The sequence below is a fragment of the Polaromonas sp. C04 genome (assembly GCF_002002705.1).
Lineage (GTDB): Bacteria > Pseudomonadota > Gammaproteobacteria > Burkholderiales > Burkholderiaceae_C > Rhodoferax_A.
Window position 1 is genome coordinate 1 of sequence record NZ_MUNS01000031.1, and the last position, 16,377, is coordinate 16,377.

General features: G+C 65.5%; 15 protein-coding genes. 7 read left to right on the forward strand and 8 right to left on the reverse strand.

Translation table 11 applies throughout. From position 1 onward, the window contains the following. Window positions 1–134 precede the first annotated feature (134 nt). The 5 genes from gtdA to B0E49_RS10860 all read left to right on the forward strand — a co-directional run bounded on the left by gtdA (window position 135) and on the right by B0E49_RS10860 (window position 4,857). A complete protein-coding gene (gene gtdA, locus B0E49_RS10840; RefSeq protein WP_077562223.1) occupies window positions 135–1,190 on the forward strand; it encodes a gentisate 1,2-dioxygenase in 1,056 nt (351 codons plus the stop codon). After that, complete coding sequence (locus B0E49_RS10845) at window positions 1,187–1,882, forward strand: fumarylacetoacetate hydrolase family protein (RefSeq protein WP_077562224.1); 696 nt, start codon at window positions 1,187–1,189, stop codon at window positions 1,880–1,882. The genes gtdA and B0E49_RS10845 overlap by 4 nt, the downstream gene beginning before the upstream one ends. Window positions 1,883–1,946: 64 nt before the next feature. Next, window positions 1,947–2,519, forward strand: a complete 573-nt coding sequence (locus tag B0E49_RS10850; RefSeq protein WP_077562225.1) for an NUDIX hydrolase — start codon at window positions 1,947–1,949, stop codon at window positions 2,517–2,519. Between the two features lie 75 nt (window positions 2,520–2,594). Further along, complete coding sequence (locus B0E49_RS10855; protein WP_077562226.1) at window positions 2,595–3,665, forward strand: aldo/keto reductase; 1,071 nt, start codon at window positions 2,595–2,597, stop codon at window positions 3,663–3,665. A 112-nt stretch (window positions 3,666–3,777) separates the two neighbouring features. Beyond that, window positions 3,778–4,857 carry a universal stress protein gene (locus B0E49_RS10860; RefSeq protein WP_077562227.1) on the forward strand — a complete coding sequence of 360 codons (1,080 nt, stop codon included), beginning with the start codon at window positions 3,778–3,780 and terminating at the stop codon, window positions 4,855–4,857. Window positions 4,858–4,965: 108 nt separating this feature from the next. On the opposite strand, the gene B0E49_RS20180 is transcribed toward B0E49_RS10860, so the two are convergent. From B0E49_RS20180 to B0E49_RS10895, 8 genes are all read right to left on the reverse strand, one after another. Then, the gene (locus tag B0E49_RS20180) at window positions 4,966–5,169 is read right to left on the reverse strand and encodes a succinate dehydrogenase/fumarate reductase transmembrane subunit (RefSeq protein ID WP_144264527.1); all 204 of its coding nucleotides are present in this window, start codon (window positions 5,167–5,169) and stop codon (window positions 4,966–4,968) included. A gap of 17 nt (window positions 5,170–5,186) precedes the next feature. Beyond that, the gene (locus B0E49_RS10865) at window positions 5,187–5,753 is read right to left on the reverse strand and encodes a hemerythrin domain-containing protein (protein WP_077562228.1); all 567 of its coding nucleotides are present in this window, start codon (window positions 5,751–5,753) and stop codon (window positions 5,187–5,189) included. A 212-nt stretch (window positions 5,754–5,965) separates the two neighbouring features. Continuing rightward, window positions 5,966–7,669 carry a restriction endonuclease subunit S gene (locus B0E49_RS10870; RefSeq protein WP_168175039.1) on the reverse strand — a complete coding sequence of 568 codons (1,704 nt, stop codon included), beginning with the start codon at window positions 7,667–7,669 and terminating at the stop codon, window positions 5,966–5,968. Between the two features lie 11 nt (window positions 7,670–7,680). Continuing rightward, entirely contained in the window at window positions 7,681–9,147 is a 1,467-nt protein-coding gene (locus B0E49_RS10875; RefSeq protein WP_077562230.1) for a type I restriction-modification system subunit M, read from the reverse strand. Between the two features lie 18 nt (window positions 9,148–9,165). Further along, window positions 9,166–11,613, reverse strand: coding sequence for an EcoAI/FtnUII family type I restriction enzme subunit R (hsdR, locus tag B0E49_RS10880; RefSeq protein ID WP_077562231.1), 2,448 nt, complete (start codon window positions 11,611–11,613; stop codon window positions 9,166–9,168). Between the two features lie 98 nt (window positions 11,614–11,711). Next, window positions 11,712–12,965, reverse strand: coding sequence for a glycolate oxidase subunit GlcF (glcF, locus tag B0E49_RS10885; RefSeq protein WP_077562232.1), 1,254 nt, complete (start codon window positions 12,963–12,965; stop codon window positions 11,712–11,714). A gap of 2 nt (window positions 12,966–12,967) precedes the next feature. Next, window positions 12,968–14,062, reverse strand: coding sequence for a glycolate oxidase subunit GlcE (glcE, locus tag B0E49_RS10890; RefSeq protein WP_077562233.1), 1,095 nt, complete (start codon window positions 14,060–14,062; stop codon window positions 12,968–12,970). A 14-nt stretch (window positions 14,063–14,076) separates the two neighbouring features. Beyond that, the gene (locus B0E49_RS10895; RefSeq protein ID WP_077562234.1) at window positions 14,077–15,576 is read right to left on the reverse strand and encodes an FAD-linked oxidase C-terminal domain-containing protein; all 1,500 of its coding nucleotides are present in this window, start codon (window positions 15,574–15,576) and stop codon (window positions 14,077–14,079) included. Between the two features lie 97 nt (window positions 15,577–15,673). Between B0E49_RS10895 and B0E49_RS20695 the strand changes: the two genes are divergently transcribed. Next, complete coding sequence (locus tag B0E49_RS20695; protein WP_217349236.1) at window positions 15,674–16,030, forward strand: YidH family protein; 357 nt, start codon at window positions 15,674–15,676, stop codon at window positions 16,028–16,030. Beyond that, complete coding sequence (locus tag B0E49_RS20700; RefSeq protein ID WP_217349237.1) at window positions 16,027–16,362, forward strand: DUF202 domain-containing protein; 336 nt, start codon at window positions 16,027–16,029, stop codon at window positions 16,360–16,362. Before B0E49_RS20695 ends, B0E49_RS20700 begins: the two co-directional genes overlap by 4 nt. The last annotated feature ends 15 nt before the right edge of the window (window positions 16,363–16,377 follow it).

The following is a 16,377-nucleotide window of genomic DNA, read 5'->3' on the forward strand; positions in this document are numbered from 1 at the left end:
CCTGTGCTGAGATTCGAGCTCGGGCTCGCAGGAGACCCAGGCTGCGCGTTGGCGAGTCAACCCGCTCGGCAATCAAGGCGCTCACCGCCTTGACTACTGAAGTTTGAACTATTTGAAAGATATAAGGAGACAACATGAATGCCCCTCACCCCGCCGCCGCGCTGCGCCAGCAGCTGTACAGCGACATGTCGCCCTTCAACCTGACCCCGCTGTGGGAGGTTCTTCATGCCCTGGTTCCGCCCCAGCCCGCATCCCCATGCGTTCCTGCGCTATGGAAATATGAGCAAGTGCGGCCCTTCCTGATGCGCGCGGGCGACGCCATCACCGCCGAGGAAGCGGTGCGCCGCGTGCTGGTGCTGGAGAATCCCGCGCTGCGCGGGCAGTCCAGCATCACGCAGTCGCTGTATGCCGGCCTGCAACTGATCCTGCCCAGCGAGGTGGCGCCGAGCCACCGCCATGTTCAAAGCGCGCTGCGCTTCATCGTCGAAGGCTCGGGCGCCTACACCGCGGTGGACGGCGAGCGCACCACCATGCAGCCGGGCGACTTCATCATCACGCCGAGCTGGACCTTTCACGACCATGGCAGCGAGGCCGGCGGGCCCGTGGTCTGGCTCGACGGGCTCGACATCCCGATCGTGCGCTTCCTCGACGCCGGCTTTGCCGAGAACGACACGCGCAAATCGCAGACCGTGGCACGCGCCGAGGGCACCAGCCTGGCGCGCTTCGGCTCCAACATGGCGCCGGTGCGCCACGAAGCCCCTTTTGGCGCGACCTCGCCGATCTTCAGCTACCCCTATGAGCGCAGCCGCGAGGCGCTACAAAAACTGGAGCGCGATGCGCCCGTGGATGCCTGGGATGGCGTCAAGCTGCGCTACATCAACCCGCTCACCGGCGGCTCGCCGATGCCGACCATGGCAACCTTCATGCAGCGGCTGCCGGCCGGCTTCGACGGCAAGCCCTGGCGGCAGACCGACGGCGCCGTGTTCAGTGTGGTGGAAGGCCAGGGCGAAGTACTGATCGAGCACGGCGCGCAAAGCCAGCGCTTCGAATTCGGCCCGCGAGATCACTTCGTCATTCCATCGTGGCACACTGCGCGCTTCAAATCGGCAGCCGGCTGTGTGCTGTTCAGTTTTTCCGACCGCCCGGTGCATCAGGCACTGGGCATCCATCACGAAGAGAGGCTTTCATGAGTTACGTTTTCAACCCTGCCCCCACCGTTTCGCTGCCCATCAATGGCAAGACCGAGCGCTTTCCGGTGCACCGCATTTACTGCGTTGGCCGCAACTACGAAGAGCACGCCAAGGAAATGGGCTTCACGGGGCGCGAGCCGCCCTTCTTCTTTCTCAAGCCCGCGGATGCCGTGGTCGTGGTCAACGCCGGCGAAACCGGCACCCTGCCCTACCCCAGCCTGACCAAAAACCTGCACCACGAGATCGAGCTGGTGGTGGCGATCGGCACGGGCGGTAAAAACATCAAGGCCGCGGATGCGCACAAGCACATCTATGGTTACGCCGTGGGTCTGGACATGACGCGCCGCGATCTGCAAAACGACATGAAAAAGCAGGGCCGCCCCTGGGACATCGGCAAGGCCTTCGACCACTCCGCGCCCATCGGCCCCATCACCCCGGCCGCCCAGGCCGGCGATGTGACCCACGCCGAAATCTACGTCCAGGTCAACGGCGCAGACCGCCAGCGCAGCAACGTGTCCAAGCTGATCTGGAACATTGGCGAGACCATCGAGCATCTCTCCAACGCATGGGAGCTTCAGCCCGGCGACCTGATTTACACCGGCACGCCGGAAGGTGTCGCCGCCGTGGTACCCGGCGACACCCTGGTGGGCGAGGTGGCGGGCCTGGGCAAGCTGACGATCAAGGTCGCCTGATCGACCGCACGCCGTCACGAAGGCTCCGCAGGGAGCCTTTTTCTTTTCCCCGTACACTTCGCGGATGATCTTTCGCGGCCCCATCAAACACTGCAGAAACTGTGGCGCGGCCGTGGTGTACCGGCTCCCCGACGACGGCGACACGCACGAGCGCGCGGTCTGCCCGGCATGCGGCACCGTCCACTACGAAAACCCGCTCAACGTCGTCGGCACCGTGCCCCATTGGGGCGACCAGGTCCTGCTGTGCAAGCGCAACATCGAGCCGCGCTGGGGCAAGTGGACCCTGCCCGCGGGCTTCATGGAAATGGACGAGACCACGGCGCAGGGCGCGGCGCGGGAGACCGACGAGGAAGCCGGCGCGCAATTCGAGATGCAGGAACTGTTCAGCGTCATGAACGTGGTTCGCGTCGGCCAGGTGCACCTGTTCTACCTCGCCCGCCTGCTCAGCGACCAGTTCAAGCCGGGCCACGAAACGATCGAGGCCAGGTTGTTCACCGAAGCGGAAATCCCCTGGGACGACATTGCCTTCCGCACGGTCAAGGAGACGTTGAAGTTCTACTTTGACGATCGCCGCCTGGGGCGCTTCACGGTGCACACCGCGGATATCGTTCACGCTGAATCGCTCAGGCCGATCTAAGCCCGCGTACGGCAGCCCCCGTGCAGCGGCGGCCATCGGCGCGTATGCTGATGCCCTTTGCAGGAGCTCATTCCCATGCGTCATCGCCCCCTCGGCCACACCGGCCTTTTCGTCTCCGAGCTTTGCCTCGGCACCATGACCTTCGGCGGCAGCGAAGGCATCTGGAGCAAGATCGGCGCCCTGCAGCAGCCCGATGCCGAGCGGCTGGTGGGCCAGGCGCTGGACGCCGGCATCAACTTCATCGACACCGCCGACGTGTATGCGGGCGGCGTGTCGGAACAGATGACGGGCCAGGCACTGAAGAACCTGAAGGTGCCGCGCGAGAACGTGATCGTCGCCACCAAGGTGTTCGGCCAGACCGGCGACGGCCCGAACGCGCGCGGCAGCTCGCGCAGCCACATCCTGGACGGCGTCAAGGCCAGCCTGCGCCGGCTCCAGCTGGATCACATCGACCTGTACCAGCTGCACGGCTTCGATCCGGCCACCCCCATCGAAGAGACCCTGCGCGCGCTGGACCAGCTTGTGCGGCACGGCCAGGTGCGCTACGTCGGCGTCTCCAACTGGGCTGCCTGGCAGATCGCCAAGGCCCTGGGCATCGCCGAGCGCCTGGGTCTGGCGCGCTTTGCATCGCTGCAGGCGTACTACACCGTGGCGAGCCGCGACCTGGAACGCGAGCTCATTCCCATGCTGCGCAGCGAGGGGCTCGGCCTGATGGTGTGGAGCCCGCTGGCGGGCGGCTTTTTGAGCGGCAAGTACGGACGCGGGCAAACGCAAGACCCCGCGGACGGCAGCCGGCGCGTTGCCTTCGACTTTCCGCCGGTGGACAAGGACCGCGCCTGGAACTGCATCGACGTGATGCGCCCGATCGCGCAGTCGCACGGCGTGTCGGTCGCCCAGGTGGCGCTGGCCTGGCTGCTGCACCAGCCGCAGGTGACGAGCATCATCGTCGGCGCGAAGCGGCCCGATCAACTCGCCGACAACATCGCCGCCACGCAAGTGGCCTTGAGCGCGGCCGAGCTCGATCAAATCGACAAGGTCAGCCGCCTGCCGAGCGAATACCCGGGCTGGATGTTCGAGCGCCAGGGCGAATACCGGCGCCAGCAGATCACTGACGCCGTTCGCCTGCACGGCGGCGCGGCGTCATAGCGCCCTGGTCCCGCCGGTTTGCGCTTGATTTCCATCAAAGACGGGCGTTGCGGTCCATGCCATCCTTAGCTTTGCGGCCCAATCTCGGGGCAGTTCTGAAAAGGTGTAGCGAATGTTCACGAACATACTCGTTCCGTTTGATGGCAGTTCGACCGCGGAGCGCGCCTTGCGCCTCGCTATCGGCATGGCAGGGCAGGAACACGCGAAGCTGACTTTGTTCTATGTCTTGAATGAAAACGTTGCCATGGGCGATATGCAAATGGCGCCGCCCTCGCTTTACCGCAGCCATCTGGAAGGGTTGCGCCGGCGCGGAAACGAAGTTCTGGAGCAGGCAAGAATCATCGCTTCAAGTGCCGGCGTCGAGCCGCGATTGATCCTGTGCGAAACCGCGGTGCGGCGCGCCGCTGAGGCGATCTGTGAAGAAGCAACCAAGGGCTACGACGTCGTCGTCATCGGCACGCATGGCCGGCGTGGCCTGCAGAAGCTGGTGCTCGGCAGCGACGCCGAAGCGGTATCTCGCACCTGCATCATTCCCGTCATCCTGGTCCCCGGCGCGAGCACATCCGCCCTCGCCAGCTCATACGACACATCGACGCAGACACTCCCGAGCCCCCAGGAAGCCGAGCCGCTGATCCTGCCCCCAGCGCGCCCGGACCACGGAATGCTGCTGTCGAAAGCGCTGAAGCTGCGCTGTTCGACACGCATCTTTGACGCCAGGCCGCTCCAGCCTCAAGCCTTGTCGGACTTGCTATGGTCCGCATTCGGAGTCAACCGTGCGAACGGTGACAGAACGGCACCCTATTGGCGGCATGTGATGGCCATCGATATCTATGTTGCGACCGCCGAGGGCACCTGGGTCTACGAGCCTGGCGAACACCGTTTGCTCCCCTGGGGCAAAGAGGATATTCGCGCCAGCACCGGAACACAGGATTTCGTCGGGGTTGCGCCGGTCAATCTCATCTACGTCGCGCATGGCGAACGGATGATGGAACTCTCCAAAGAGGAGCGTCGCCTCTACGCAAGTGTGGACGCTGCCTTCATCGGACAGAACGTCTACCTGTTCTGCGCTTCGGAAGGACTGGGTTGCGTTTTTCGTGGCGCGCTGGACGCCACGGCATTAGGCCGACTACTTCGCTTGCCCGAAGGGCAATTCGTGACCTTCGCCCAGACCGTCGGCTTCGCGCCTGCGTGACGCGCCGCCCCGCGCGCCCCGCGAGTGGCCGGGCGGAACACCTGGCCGCAAGCGCCCATCGGCCTGCCACCTCCCGGCGCAGGATCGGCGGGCCTATCGGATCGTTGGTCAGGACTTTCGCAGCGTCAGCGTGTTGTCCTGAACCTTCAGGCGGATCAGCACATCCAGCAGCCAAACCGCGACAGGCAGGCGGGCCGCCAGCAGCACGCCACTCAGCCGATGCCCGATGGAGGCCCGCGCGCCCACGGGCAGCTGGATCTGCATCAGATTGAAGAAGACGGGGCGCGCCGGCGGTCGGGGTGGGTGAGCCATGGTGGGTGCCCCAGCGCTCAGGGGTCGCAGCGACAGTCTGCTTCCAGCGCGATGGCGTGGCGCAGCTCGGCAAAGCGCGCCTCCACCGCTGTATCAAACAGGGGGTCCGGCTCTCCCGCGGGGGTCATGTGTTCGATCATGCGCCAATCCTCCTCGTCGAGCTCGCGCACTGCCACCGGAAACAGCGCCAGCTCCTCGACCGCCATGTTGTGCCTGAGCCGCTCCGCATACAGCCGGATGTTGGCTTCGGCCCCTTCCGGCGACATCGTGTCCTGGCGCAACGCGCCCTCCAGGTCGCCCAGCAGGGCAAGCCCCTGGCGCGCCAGCGTGACGTGCTGTGCCTCGATCTCGTCGGCCAATCCGGCGGGCAGCGCGTCACGGGCACGAAGGCGCTCCACGATGCGATCTTCCAGTGGATGGTGTGTCACGTCGGGAAAGCGGGTCAGGTAAAAGAGCGTGTCCACCAGCAGCCCGATATGCGGCGCGTCAGGGACTGCATGCAGCGATGGCCGGCGGTCGAGCAGGCGCACCAGCCGATCGAGATTCACGTGTTCGGAGAGCAGGCGGTCGATGACTCTGGGCATGGTGGGCTCCGCTTGATGAGTGAATGCCGATAGGAATGAACAACGCGGTGCAGCGATGAAAGTCAATATACCGCCAACGTCAAGCCATCGGGTAAATCCAGAAAACGTCGCACCGCAATTGTGGTCTCTCGGCGGCGCGCCCGCTGGATGAGCCCTGCCGCATCCCAAGCGGCCGCGCCGCAAGCCCGCCCAAACGGCGGGCGTTGATGGGATCAGGCGCCGGCCGTCTCGACCAGGGCCTCGGCCAGGTGGGCCTGCGTGGTCTGGCTGGCAGTGAGACGCTGGCGCAGGTCGGCACACAGGCGGCGCAGGGATTCGACGCGGGCGACGATGCGGGATTGCTCGGCGAGGGGTGGTATTGGGAAAACGCAATTTTTCAGTTGCGTCATATTGATAGAAGCCAGGTTCGTAGTTTGCTTCGCCGCTGAAGCGAAATAGGAGCGTGCAATTGCGGAGTTCAGATACAACTCGGCCCAAACTGGATTCCAGTCCGTAGAAGTGCCACGCGCTTTGAAGACGTGGTTTTGATGCACGCATGTTGGCAACTCGTTACGCCAAATCGCTGTACGGCCTACCTTGTCCCAGTCGCCACCTTCCGTGATCAGCAAATCGCCGTCGGAAATCTGGAAACGTTCAAGTTCGGTGCGGCCAATCACCACTTCCTTCATTGAGGCCAGATTCAAATGCCAGCGCTGCACGTTCGCCACACGCAGGTACGGCAACAAAATCGGTGAGGCAATAGGCGTTTTTCGCCCCAATGTGACGCCGCTTGAAATCAGTGCAACATCGCCAAACCGCAGCCACTCCCACCCCCGCGGCAACTCAAACGGCATTTCATCGTCGGCAATGGGCGGCAGCGGCTTGTCGCGCTTGATCTTGCCCTCGGCGATCAGCCGGTCTTTCTCGGCGCGGATTTTTTGCAGCAGCGCGCTGGCAGGCTCGTCGGCGGGGTCCTGCGGCACGAGCAGGCCGCGCACGGCCAGTTGCAGGAGGGTTTGCTCCAGCGCGTCCACGGCCTCGGGGCGGTCGAGCAGCAGGTCGAAGTGGGTGGCGATGCGTTGCCAGTTCTCGGCCAGGGCTTCGGGGGTAGCGCTCTCGGTCAGCGTGGCCAGCAGCGTGCTGACGAGTTGGGCATGCTGCGCGGCTTCGAGCCGGCCCTTGGCTTCGAGGGCGTCGCACAGGCGCATCAGTTCTTCGACACGGGTGACGATGCGGGATTGTTCGGTGAGGGGTGGAAGCGGGAACGGCTTGTTCTCAAAGTAACTGCGGGGCAAACGCTTTTGACCTGCTGAGCCGGTCATGGCGGCTTCGCCTTCAACTAGGAAACGGGGTGTCTTCAAGAACAGCAGTACGTACCTTGGTGCAATTCCGCCCAGCGGCCGCACGATATGCAGCTCTGTCGTGCCGGCGCCAATGCAGTTACTCAAATTCTGGAAGACCGTTGACTTCCCGTTTTCAAAGCAGGGCGTGATCTTGGCCACGCCCACATCACCTTCAGCGAACTGCGTGAAACCCGATTTGATGTCACGCCACGGACGGGGCTCGGTGATGTGCGCGTCAGAAAAGGCGACCGGTATCGAACTCATCTGAACGAACGATGCCATCACATCGTCGGAAGCGTCGTTGCGAGGATTGATAACGCCGACTGTCGCCAAGGTTGACCACTCCCACCCCACCGGCAACTCAAACACTTTTTCCTCTTTGGCAATCTCCGCCGGCTTGTCTCGCTTGATCTTCCCCTCGGCCACCAGCCAGTCTTTCTCCGCCCGAATCTTCGCCAGCAACACGCTGGCCGGCTCGTCACTCGCATCTTGCGGCACCAGCTTGCCCTGCACGGCCAGCGTCAGGATCAGTTCTCGCAGACGCGCCACGCCGCCCGAGGCGGTGGCGAGCAAATTCAAATTTGATAGCAGCATGCGCCCGTCCCTCATGGGCTGGAGAGCGATTTTGTCAATATTTCCTTGAGCTGGTCGCGCAGCGCCTGCGCTTCAAGCTGCAGGCGCGCGTAGTCGGCCAGCAGTTGCCCGGGGTCGTGGCTCACGGTGTCCGCGGCGTGCGGATTCTTCTGGTCCAGGTTGTAGCCGGCCGCCCCGATCTGCTCGATGCCGACCTTCCAGGCGCGCTCGTTTTCCACGCGCGCGGCAAAGCCGTCTTGCTCAGTTCCCCACCAGGCCTTCTCGGCATCGAACTCTTCGATACGGATCGGCTTGGTCTTGTTGTAGTTCTTCACGCCCGGCGGATACGGGTGCTCGTAATACCAGACTTCTTTGGTCGGCTGGCCCTTGGTGAAGAACAGCAGGTTCGTCTTGATGCCGGTGTAGGGGCTGAACACGCCGTTGGGCAGGCGCACGATGGTGTGCAGGTTGCATTCCGCCAGCAACTGCTCCTTGATGCGCGACTTGACGCCTTCGCCGAACAGCGTGCCGTCGGGCAGCACCAGTGCGCCGCGGCCGTGGTTTTTCAGCAGGTGCTTGATGAGCACCAGGAACAGGTCGGCCGTTTCCTTGGTGCGCACGTCGGCGGGGAAGTTGTTTTCGGTGCCCGGCTCTTCCACGCCGCCAAACGGCGGATTGGTGATGATCACATTCACCCGATCCGCCGCACCGTAGTCGCGCAGCGGGCGCGTGAGCGTGTTGTCGTGCGCAATCTGGCTGGGCACCTCCACGCCGTGCAGCATCATGTTGGTGGTGCACAGCATGTGGGGCAACTGCTTTTTCTCGACGCCGCGCACGCTGCGTTGCAGCGTGGCCTGGTCCTGCTCGTTCTTTACCTGCTGGCGCAGGTGCTCCAGCGTGCAGACGAGGAAGCCGCCGGTGCCGCAGGCCGGATCGAGCACGACCTCGCCCAGGCGCGGATTCACCATGTCCACCATGAACTGGGTGACGGCGCGCGGCGTGTAGAACTCGCCGGCGTTGCCGGCAGACTGCAGGTCCTTCAGGATTTTTTCGTACAGGTCGTTGAACTGGTGCCGTTCGGCCTGGCGGTTGAAGTCGATCGCGTTCAGCTTGTTGATGACCTGGCGCAGCAGCTGGCCGCTTTTCATGTAGTTGTAGGCGTCTTCGAACACGCTGCGCACGACGAAGCCGCGCGGGTTGCGCTCGGCATCGCCCGGCAGGGTCTTGAGCCGGGGGAAGAGCTGGCTGTTGACGAAGTCCAGCAGGCCGTCGCCCGTCAAGCCCTCGGCATCGACCGCCCAGTTGCGCCAGCGCAGGTGCTCGGGGATCGGGCTCTTGAAGTGCTCGCGGGTGATTTCAAGCTCTTCCTCCTGCGCGTCGAAGACCTTGAGGAACAGCAGCCAGGTGAGCTGCGAGATGCGTTGGGCGTCGCCATCGACGCCGCTGTCCTGGCGCATCACGTCCTGGATGGACTTGATGACCGTTGAGATATTCGACATTCTTGATTCTTAAGGTTTTCAGTGCTGTAGCCCTTGTGGGGCATAGAGTTCGCGCTCCAGAAGTTGTAGCGCCTGCAGGTAACGGTCGCGCCCGCCAAAGCTGCGCACCAGCTCCACCGGGCTGCCCAGATCGGTCAAGGGCGGGACATTGAGCACGTCCATGCTCTCGATCGTTTGCACGCCTTCGTCGGCGTATTTGTCGATCAGCGCCGCTATCACCTGGCGCGCGACCGGGCCGTACTGGGTGAAGACGTTGCGCTTCTTCACGCGACTGGCGCGCTCGCGGCGCGTCAGCGGCGGCATGTTCCAGGCCACATACAGCAGCAGGTCGAACGGGTCCAGGTCCCGGCCGACTTCGTCGGCCAGCGCGTCGAGCAGCACGCCCTGATTTTCGAGCTCCTGCAGCAGCGCGGCCTTGCGGTCGGCGTCGCTCCAGGCTTGCAGGAACTTGTCGAGCGAGTCGTAGCGCCGGGTCAGGTTGATGCGGGTGTAGTCGCGCAGGCTCTCGGTGATGAGCTTGCCCTGCGCGTTGAGGTACTGCACACGCTCGCGCGCCACCGCCACGGTGACCATGCCGCCCACGATGTAGCGCTTGACCTCAGGCCCTCCTCCAGCTTCGCCGCCTTCGCCGGGGCCGGTCGTGAGCGGCCCGGCGGGCCACTCGCCAGGGGCGGTGGCGCCCGCGTCCGGTGGCGGGTCTGCGGGAGGTTCGGGCGGATCGACCGGCTCGTCGCCCCGGGGCTCGTAAATCTGCACCGGGTCGCCGTCGAAATTCTTGTCGGCAAAGATGTCGGTGGCGCGCTTGAAGTCGAGAATGGTGAACCAGGTCTTGCCCAGGTCTTCGCGCAGCCGTGTGCCGCGGCCAATGATCTGCTTGAACAGCGTCATCGACTTGATGTTCTGGTCCAGCACGATGAGCTTGCAGGTTTGCGCGTCCACGCCCGTGCTCATGAGCTTGGAGGTGGTGGCGATCACCGGGTAGGTCTTCTCGGGGTCGATGAAGTTGTCCAGCTCCAGCTTGCCCTCGGGGTTGTCGCCCGTGATCTGCACCACGTATTTCGGATGATCCTTGCTGATGTCGGCATTGGCGTTGGACAGCGCCTGGCGCATGCGGCTGGCGTGGTCGATGTCTTCGCAAAAGACGATGGTCTTGGCGAAGCGGTCGGTGGCCTTGAGGTATTCGGTGATCTTGGCGGCCACCACTTCGTCGCGCGCCTCCAGCACCAGCTTGCGGTTCATGTCGACGGCGTTGTAGACGCGGTCCTCGATGACATGGCCCAGCTTGTCGGTCATGCCCTCGGGCGGGCGCCAGCCGAAGGTGTCCTTGTCCAGGTCCACCCGGATCACCTTGTAGGGCGCGAGGTAGCCGTCTTCGATGCCCTGGCGCAGGGAATAGGTGTAGACCGGCTCGCCGAAGTAGTCGGTGTTCGAGATATCTTTCGTTTCCTTCGGCGTGGCGGTCAGGCCGATCTGGGTCGCAGTGCTGAAATAGGTCAGTATTTCGCGCCAGGCCGAATCCTCATCGGCGCTGCCCCGGTGGCACTCGTCCACCACGATCAGGTCGAAGAAGTCGGGCGAGAACTGCTTGTAGATGTTCTGCTCCTCCTCGGTGCCCGAGACGGCCTGGTACAGCGACAGGTAGATTTCGTACGACTTGTCCACCAGCTTGGTGGTCTTGCTCACGGCCAGGTCAATGTCTTCGACCCGCTCCACACCCTTGGCATTCGGGCTGAGCTTGGCCATGGCGCCCTTGAACGGGCGGAAATCGTTGACCATGGTCTGGTCGATCAGGATGTTGCGGTCGGCCAGGAACAGGATGCGTTTTTTGGCGCCGCTCTTCCACAGCCGCCAGATGATCTGGAACGCGGTGTAGGTCTTGCCGGTGCCTGTCGCCATCACCAGCAGGATGCGCTGCTGCCGGCGCGCAATGGCCTCGACCGTGAGGTTGATGGCATTGAGCTGGTAATAGCGCGGGGTTTTGCTGGGCGAATACGGATATTCGGTGACGTGGCGCACCTCGGGCGACCAGCCCTTCCAGGCGCACAGCCGCTCCCACAGTTCGGAGGGCGACGGGAACTGCTCCAGCGTGAGATTGGTTTCCAATGTGCCGGTTGCCATGGTGGCGTCGCGGAACACAAAACCGTCGCCGTTGCTGGAGAAGGAAAACGGCACGTTCAACAGGTCGGCGTAATTGATGGCCTGGGCCATGCCGGCGCCCATGGCGTGGTTGTTATCTTTGGCTTCGATGACGACCAGCGGGATGTTGGCTTTGTAGAAGAGGACGAAGTCAGCGCGCAGCACCGACGTCTTGTCGCGGCGGGCAGCGTGCCCACGCACCACCACGCGGCCGGGGCGCAGCGTGTATTCGCGATAAATCTGCTCGATGTTGTCCCATCCGGCCTGCGCGAGCGCAGGCGTGATGAACTTGTCGCAAATGTCGGCTTCTGAAAACTTCTTCTTGTCCAATCTGCTCCCTGGGATCGCTGTGCAGGCGGGCCAAGCCGCCTTGCCTTGAGAGTTCAGTGGACCATTATCAACGACGAACGGCAGCCGCCCCGCTCGATTCAGGCGCCGTCCGCCTCGTACGCCGCCAGCGCCTCATCGAGCACCTCGACCCAATGCCTGACGGGCGTGGCGGTGCCCGTCTGCAGGTGCTGGATGCAGCCGATGTTGGCCGAGACGATGCATTGCGGCGCCAGCGCCGCCAGGTGCCCCAGCTTGCGGTCGCGCAGCTGGTACGCGAGCTCGGGCTGCAGCACCGAGTAGGTGCCGGCCGAGCCGCAGCACAGGTGGCTCTCGGCGGCGACCGCGACCTCGAAGCCCAGCGCCTTCAGGTGCGTCTCGACCCCGCCGCGCAGTTGCTGGCCGTGCTGCAGCGTGCACGGCGGATGGAACGCGAGCTGGCGCGCCGCCTCGCTCACGCGCACCCTTCCCTTTAGTTGCTCCGCCAGTTCGGGCAACAGCTCGCTCAGGTCGCGCGTGAGCGCGCCGATGCGCGCGGCCTTGTCCGCATAGGCCGGGTCGTGCGCCAGCGCGTGGCCGTATTCCTTCACCGTCACGCCGCAGCCGGAGGCGTTCATCACGATGGCCTCGACCTGGCCGGCCTGCACCATGGGCCACCAGGCGTCGATGTTGCGGCGCATGTCGGCCAGCCCGCCCTCGCGGTCGTTCAGGTGCGTGCGCAGCGCGCCGCAGCAGCCGGCGCCGGCGGCCACCACGGTCTGGATGCCGGCGGCATCGAGCACGCGCGCGGTGGCGCTGTTGATGTTGGGCATCATGGCCGGCTGCACGCAACCGGCCAGCAGCAGCACCTTGCGCGCATGCTCGCGCGCAGGCCACTCCCGGGCGCGGGCACCGGCCGGCGCGGGCACCTTGTTCTTCAAGGCGGCAGGCAGCAGCGGGCGCACCAGCTGGCCGAGCTTCATCGCCGGTGCGAACAAGGGCGAGGTCAGCCCCTCCTTGAGCAGCCAGCGCACGGCCTTCTCGGCCGCGGGCCGCTCGACGCGCGCCTCGACGATGTTGCGGCCGATGTCCACCAGGTGGCCGTATTCCACGCCCGAGGGGCAGGTGGTTTCGCAGTTGCGGCAGGTCAGGCAGCGGTCCAGGTGCAACTGCGTCTTGCGCGTCGGGGTGGCGCCCTCGAGCACCTGCTTCATCAGGTAGATGCGCCCGCGCGGGCCGTCGAGTTCGTCGCCCAGCAGCTGGTAGGTCGGGCAGGTGGCGGTGCAAAAGCCGCAGTGCACGCACTTGCGCAGGATGGCTTCGGCCTCCAGGCCTTCGGGCGTGTTCTTGAATTCGGGGGCGAGGTGGGTCTGCATGCTCAGAACTCGGCGTACATTCGCCCGCGGTTGAAAATCCCGGCGGGGTCGAATTGCTGCTTCAAGGCCCGGTGGATCCGGTCCAGTGGCGGCTTCAAGGGAGAAAAAACGGCTACAGCCCTTGCTGGCTGTTCGCTGTCAGCTATGAAAAGCGTAGCATGCCCGCCCACGGCCGCAGCCGCCGCGCGCAGCCGCGTGGCCTGCGCGGCCGGGGCCTTGAGCCAGCGCTGGGCGCCGCCCCATTCGATCAGGCACTCGCCAACGTCCAGCGGCGGGGCGCTGTCGGGCACGCTCAGGCGCCACAGGCATTCGTCGCCCTGGCGCGCAAAAAACGGCAGCGCCTGTTCGCGCAGCGCGGCCCAGCCCGCGGCCGCCGTGGCGGGGTCCAGGCGCTCGCCGCCCATGCTGGAGCAGGCCGTCTCGACCGCCGCCACGGCGCCGCGCAGGCGCACCCACAGGTACGGCTGGCCGGCGTCCATCACCCAGCAACTGGCGTTGACCGGCAGCGGCTGGGCACCCCAGCGGTTGAGCTGCTGCAGTGCTGCGGCCTCACCCAGCTGAAAGCGCAAGGTGGCCTCCCTGGGGGCCACCGGCAAGACCTTGAGCGAGACCTCGGTGATGACGCCCAGCGTGCCCAGCGAGCCCGCCATCAGGCGGCTGACGTCGTAGCCCGCCACATTCTTCATGACCTGGCCGCCAAAGGTGAGGACCTCGCCGCGCCCGTCGAGCACGGTGGCGCCCAGCACGTAGTCGCGCAGCGCGCCCACGGCGGCGCGCGCCGGGCCATTGAGTCCGGCCGCCACCATGCCGCCGACGGTCGCCCCCACCCCGAAGTACGGCGGCTCGAACGGCAGGCACTGCCCCTGGTCGGCCAGCTCCGCCTCCAGTGCCGCCAGCGGCGTGCCGGCGCGCGCGGTCACCACCAGTTCGCTCGGCTCGTAGCTGGTGACGCCCGCGAGCGGTGTCATGTCGAGCAGTTCGCCGACCAGGCTCTGGCCGTAAAAGTCCTTGCTGCCGCCGCCGCGGATGCGCAGCGGCGTGGCGCTGGCAGCGGCAGCGCGCACGCGCTCGACGATATGTTGCAGGGCGGGTTCCATGCGTTGCGTGCCCTTCAGAAGCGAGGCAGCTCGGGGTGCGCGATCTGCCCCCCGCGCACCACCATCTTGCCGTACTCGGCACAGCGCTGCAGGGTCGGAATGACCTTGCCGGGATTGAGCAGCCCCTTGGCATCGAAGGCGCGTTTCACACCGAACATCTGCTCGTTCTCCTGCGCCGTGAACTGCACGCACATCGAGTTGAGTTTCTCCACGCCCACGCCATGCTCGCCCGTCACGGTGCCGCCCATGGCCACGCTGGTCTCCAGGATGTCGGCGCCGAACAGCTCGCAGCGGTGCAGCTCGTCCGGGTCGTTGGCGTCGAACAGCACCAGCGGGTGCAGGTTGCCGTCGCCCGCATGGAACACATTGCAGCAGCGCAGGCGGTACTTCTTCTCCATCTGCTGGATCGCGAGCAGGATGTCGGCCAGGCGCTTGCGCGGGATGGTGGAGTCCAGGCACATGTAGTCCGGGCTGATGCGCCCCGAAGCGGGGAAGGCGTTCTTGCGCCCGCTCCAGAACTTCAGCCGCTCGGCCTCGTCCCGGCTGACCTGGATGGCGGTGGCACCGCAGCGCGCCAGCACCTCGCTCATGCGGGAGATCTCCTCTGCCACTTCCTCGGGCGTGCCGTCGCTTTCGCACAGCAAGATCGCCTCGGCGTTCAGGTCGTAGCCGGCGTGCACAAAGTCTTCCACGGCGGCCGTCATGGGCTTGTCCATCATCTCCAGGCCGGCCGGAATGATGCCCGCCGCAATCACCATGGCGACCGCATCGCCCGCCTTGCGCACGTCATCGAAGCTGGCCATGATGCAGCGCGCCAGCAGCGGCTTGGGGATCAGCCGCACGGTGACCTCGGTGGTCACGGCCAGCATGCCTTCCGAGCCGATCACCAGCGCGAGCAGGTCGAGCCCGGCGCCGTCCAGCGCCTCGCTGCCGAACTCGACGGCCTCGCCCTCGATGGTGAAGCCCCGGACCTTGAGCACGTTATGCACCGTCAGGCCGTATTTGAGGCAGTGCACGCCGCCCGAGTTCTCGGCCACGTTGCCGCCGATGGTGCAGGCAATCTGGCTCGACGGGTCGGGTGCGTAGTACAGGCCGTGCGGCGCCGCCGCCTCCGAGATGGCCAGGTTGCGCACGCCGCACTGCACCAGCGCGGTACGGCTGGCCGGGTCGATCCTCAATATCTTGTTGAACTTGGCCAGGCTCAGCGTCACGCCCAGCGTGTGCGGCATGGCGCCGCCCGACAGGCCGGTGCCGGCGCCGCGCGCCACCACCGGCACCCCCAGCGCGTGGCAGGTCTGCAGCACAGCCTGCACCTGCTCGTAGGTTTCGGGCAGGGCCACGGCCAGCGGGCGCTGACGGTAGGCGGTCAGGCCGTCGCACTCGTAGGGCGTGGTGTCTTCCGTCTGCCAGAGCAGCGCATGAGCAGGCAAAACAGCCTGCAGCCCTTGTATGAGCTTGGCTTGCAGCTCTGCTTTTTGTAGCAACTCTGTTTCGGGGGATGAGGGTGCGTTCATGGCGGCGGCGGTTGCGGCGGGTGGCTTCACTTTAAGGCAAAAGCCAAACGCCCCTTATGCGCTGGGTAAAATGCCCCCCCAAAGGAAGGAACACTGAATGCGCGAACCCCAATGGCGTCAAGAGGGCGAGGAGCCGGATTACCGGTTTTCACTGGCCAACGAGCGCACCTTCCTGGCCTGGATCCGCACCGCGCTGGCACTGCTGGCCGGCGGCGTCCTGCTCGACCAGTTCTCCACCAAGCTGGGCCCGCATATCGTGGTCGTGATTCTCGCCATCATCTTTGGCGCACTGGCCGCCGTGCTTTGCGCGATGGCCTATGTGCGCTGGCGTGCCAACGAAATCGCGATGCGCCACGCACGCAGGCTGCCGGGCACCATGGCCATCCCGCTGATTTCCGTCGCCCTGCTCGGCATCGCCACGGTGATTGCGCTGTTGCTGGTACTGCAGGCGTGACTCACCCGCACGCCGAGGCGCTGCGGCCGCGGGACCCCGGACTGCAGGCCGAGCGCACGGCGCTGGCGTGGAACCGCACCGGCCTGGCGGTGCTGGCCAACGCCCTGCTGGCGCTGCGCTCGGGCTGGGCGAGCCGGGACGCCCCGATCACCATCCTCGCCTTCGTGCTGCTGGTCGCGGCGGGCGCCGCCGTGCTTTATGGCGCGTGGCGGCGCCGGCACTTGTTGAATCGCCGGGGCGTGGTCGGGCCGCCCGCGATCGCGATCTCCGCGGCGGCCGTCGTCACCCTGATCGCCTGCGCCACCGGGATCGCCTCCATTCTGGTGCGCTGAGGCGCGGCGGCGCAA

Coding starts and splice junctions, on each gene's coding strand:
- gtdA (WP_077562223.1), top strand. CDS start 135: ATGAATGCCCCTCACCCCGCCGCCGCGCTGCGCCAGCAGCTGTACAGC.
- B0E49_RS10845 (WP_077562224.1), top strand. CDS start 1,187: ATGAGTTACGTTTTCAACCCTGCCCCCACCGTTTCGCTGCCCATCAAT.
- B0E49_RS10850 (WP_077562225.1), top strand. CDS start 1,947: ATGATCTTTCGCGGCCCCATCAAACACTGCAGAAACTGTGGCGCGGCC.
- B0E49_RS10855 (WP_077562226.1), top strand. CDS start 2,595: ATGCGTCATCGCCCCCTCGGCCACACCGGCCTTTTCGTCTCCGAGCTT.
- B0E49_RS10860 (WP_077562227.1), top strand. CDS start 3,778: ATGTTCACGAACATACTCGTTCCGTTTGATGGCAGTTCGACCGCGGAG.
- B0E49_RS20180 (WP_144264527.1), bottom strand. CDS start 5,169: ATGGCTCACCCACCCCGACCGCCGGCGCGCCCCGTCTTCTTCAATCTG.
- B0E49_RS10865 (WP_077562228.1), bottom strand. CDS start 5,753: ATGCCCAGAGTCATCGACCGCCTGCTCTCCGAACACGTGAATCTCGAT.
- B0E49_RS10870 (WP_168175039.1), bottom strand. CDS start 7,669: ATGCTGCTATCAAATTTGAATTTGCTCGCCACCGCCTCGGGCGGCGTG.
- B0E49_RS10875 (WP_077562230.1), bottom strand. CDS start 9,147: ATGTCGAATATCTCAACGGTCATCAAGTCCATCCAGGACGTGATGCGC.
- glcF (WP_077562232.1), bottom strand. CDS start 12,965: ATGCAGACCCACCTCGCCCCCGAATTCAAGAACACGCCCGAAGGCCTG.
- glcE (WP_077562233.1), bottom strand. CDS start 14,062: ATGGAACCCGCCCTGCAACATATCGTCGAGCGCGTGCGCGCTGCCGCT.
- B0E49_RS10895 (WP_077562234.1), bottom strand. CDS start 15,576: ATGAACGCACCCTCATCCCCCGAAACAGAGTTGCTACAAAAAGCAGAG.
- B0E49_RS20695 (WP_217349236.1), top strand. CDS start 15,674: ATGCGCGAACCCCAATGGCGTCAAGAGGGCGAGGAGCCGGATTACCGG.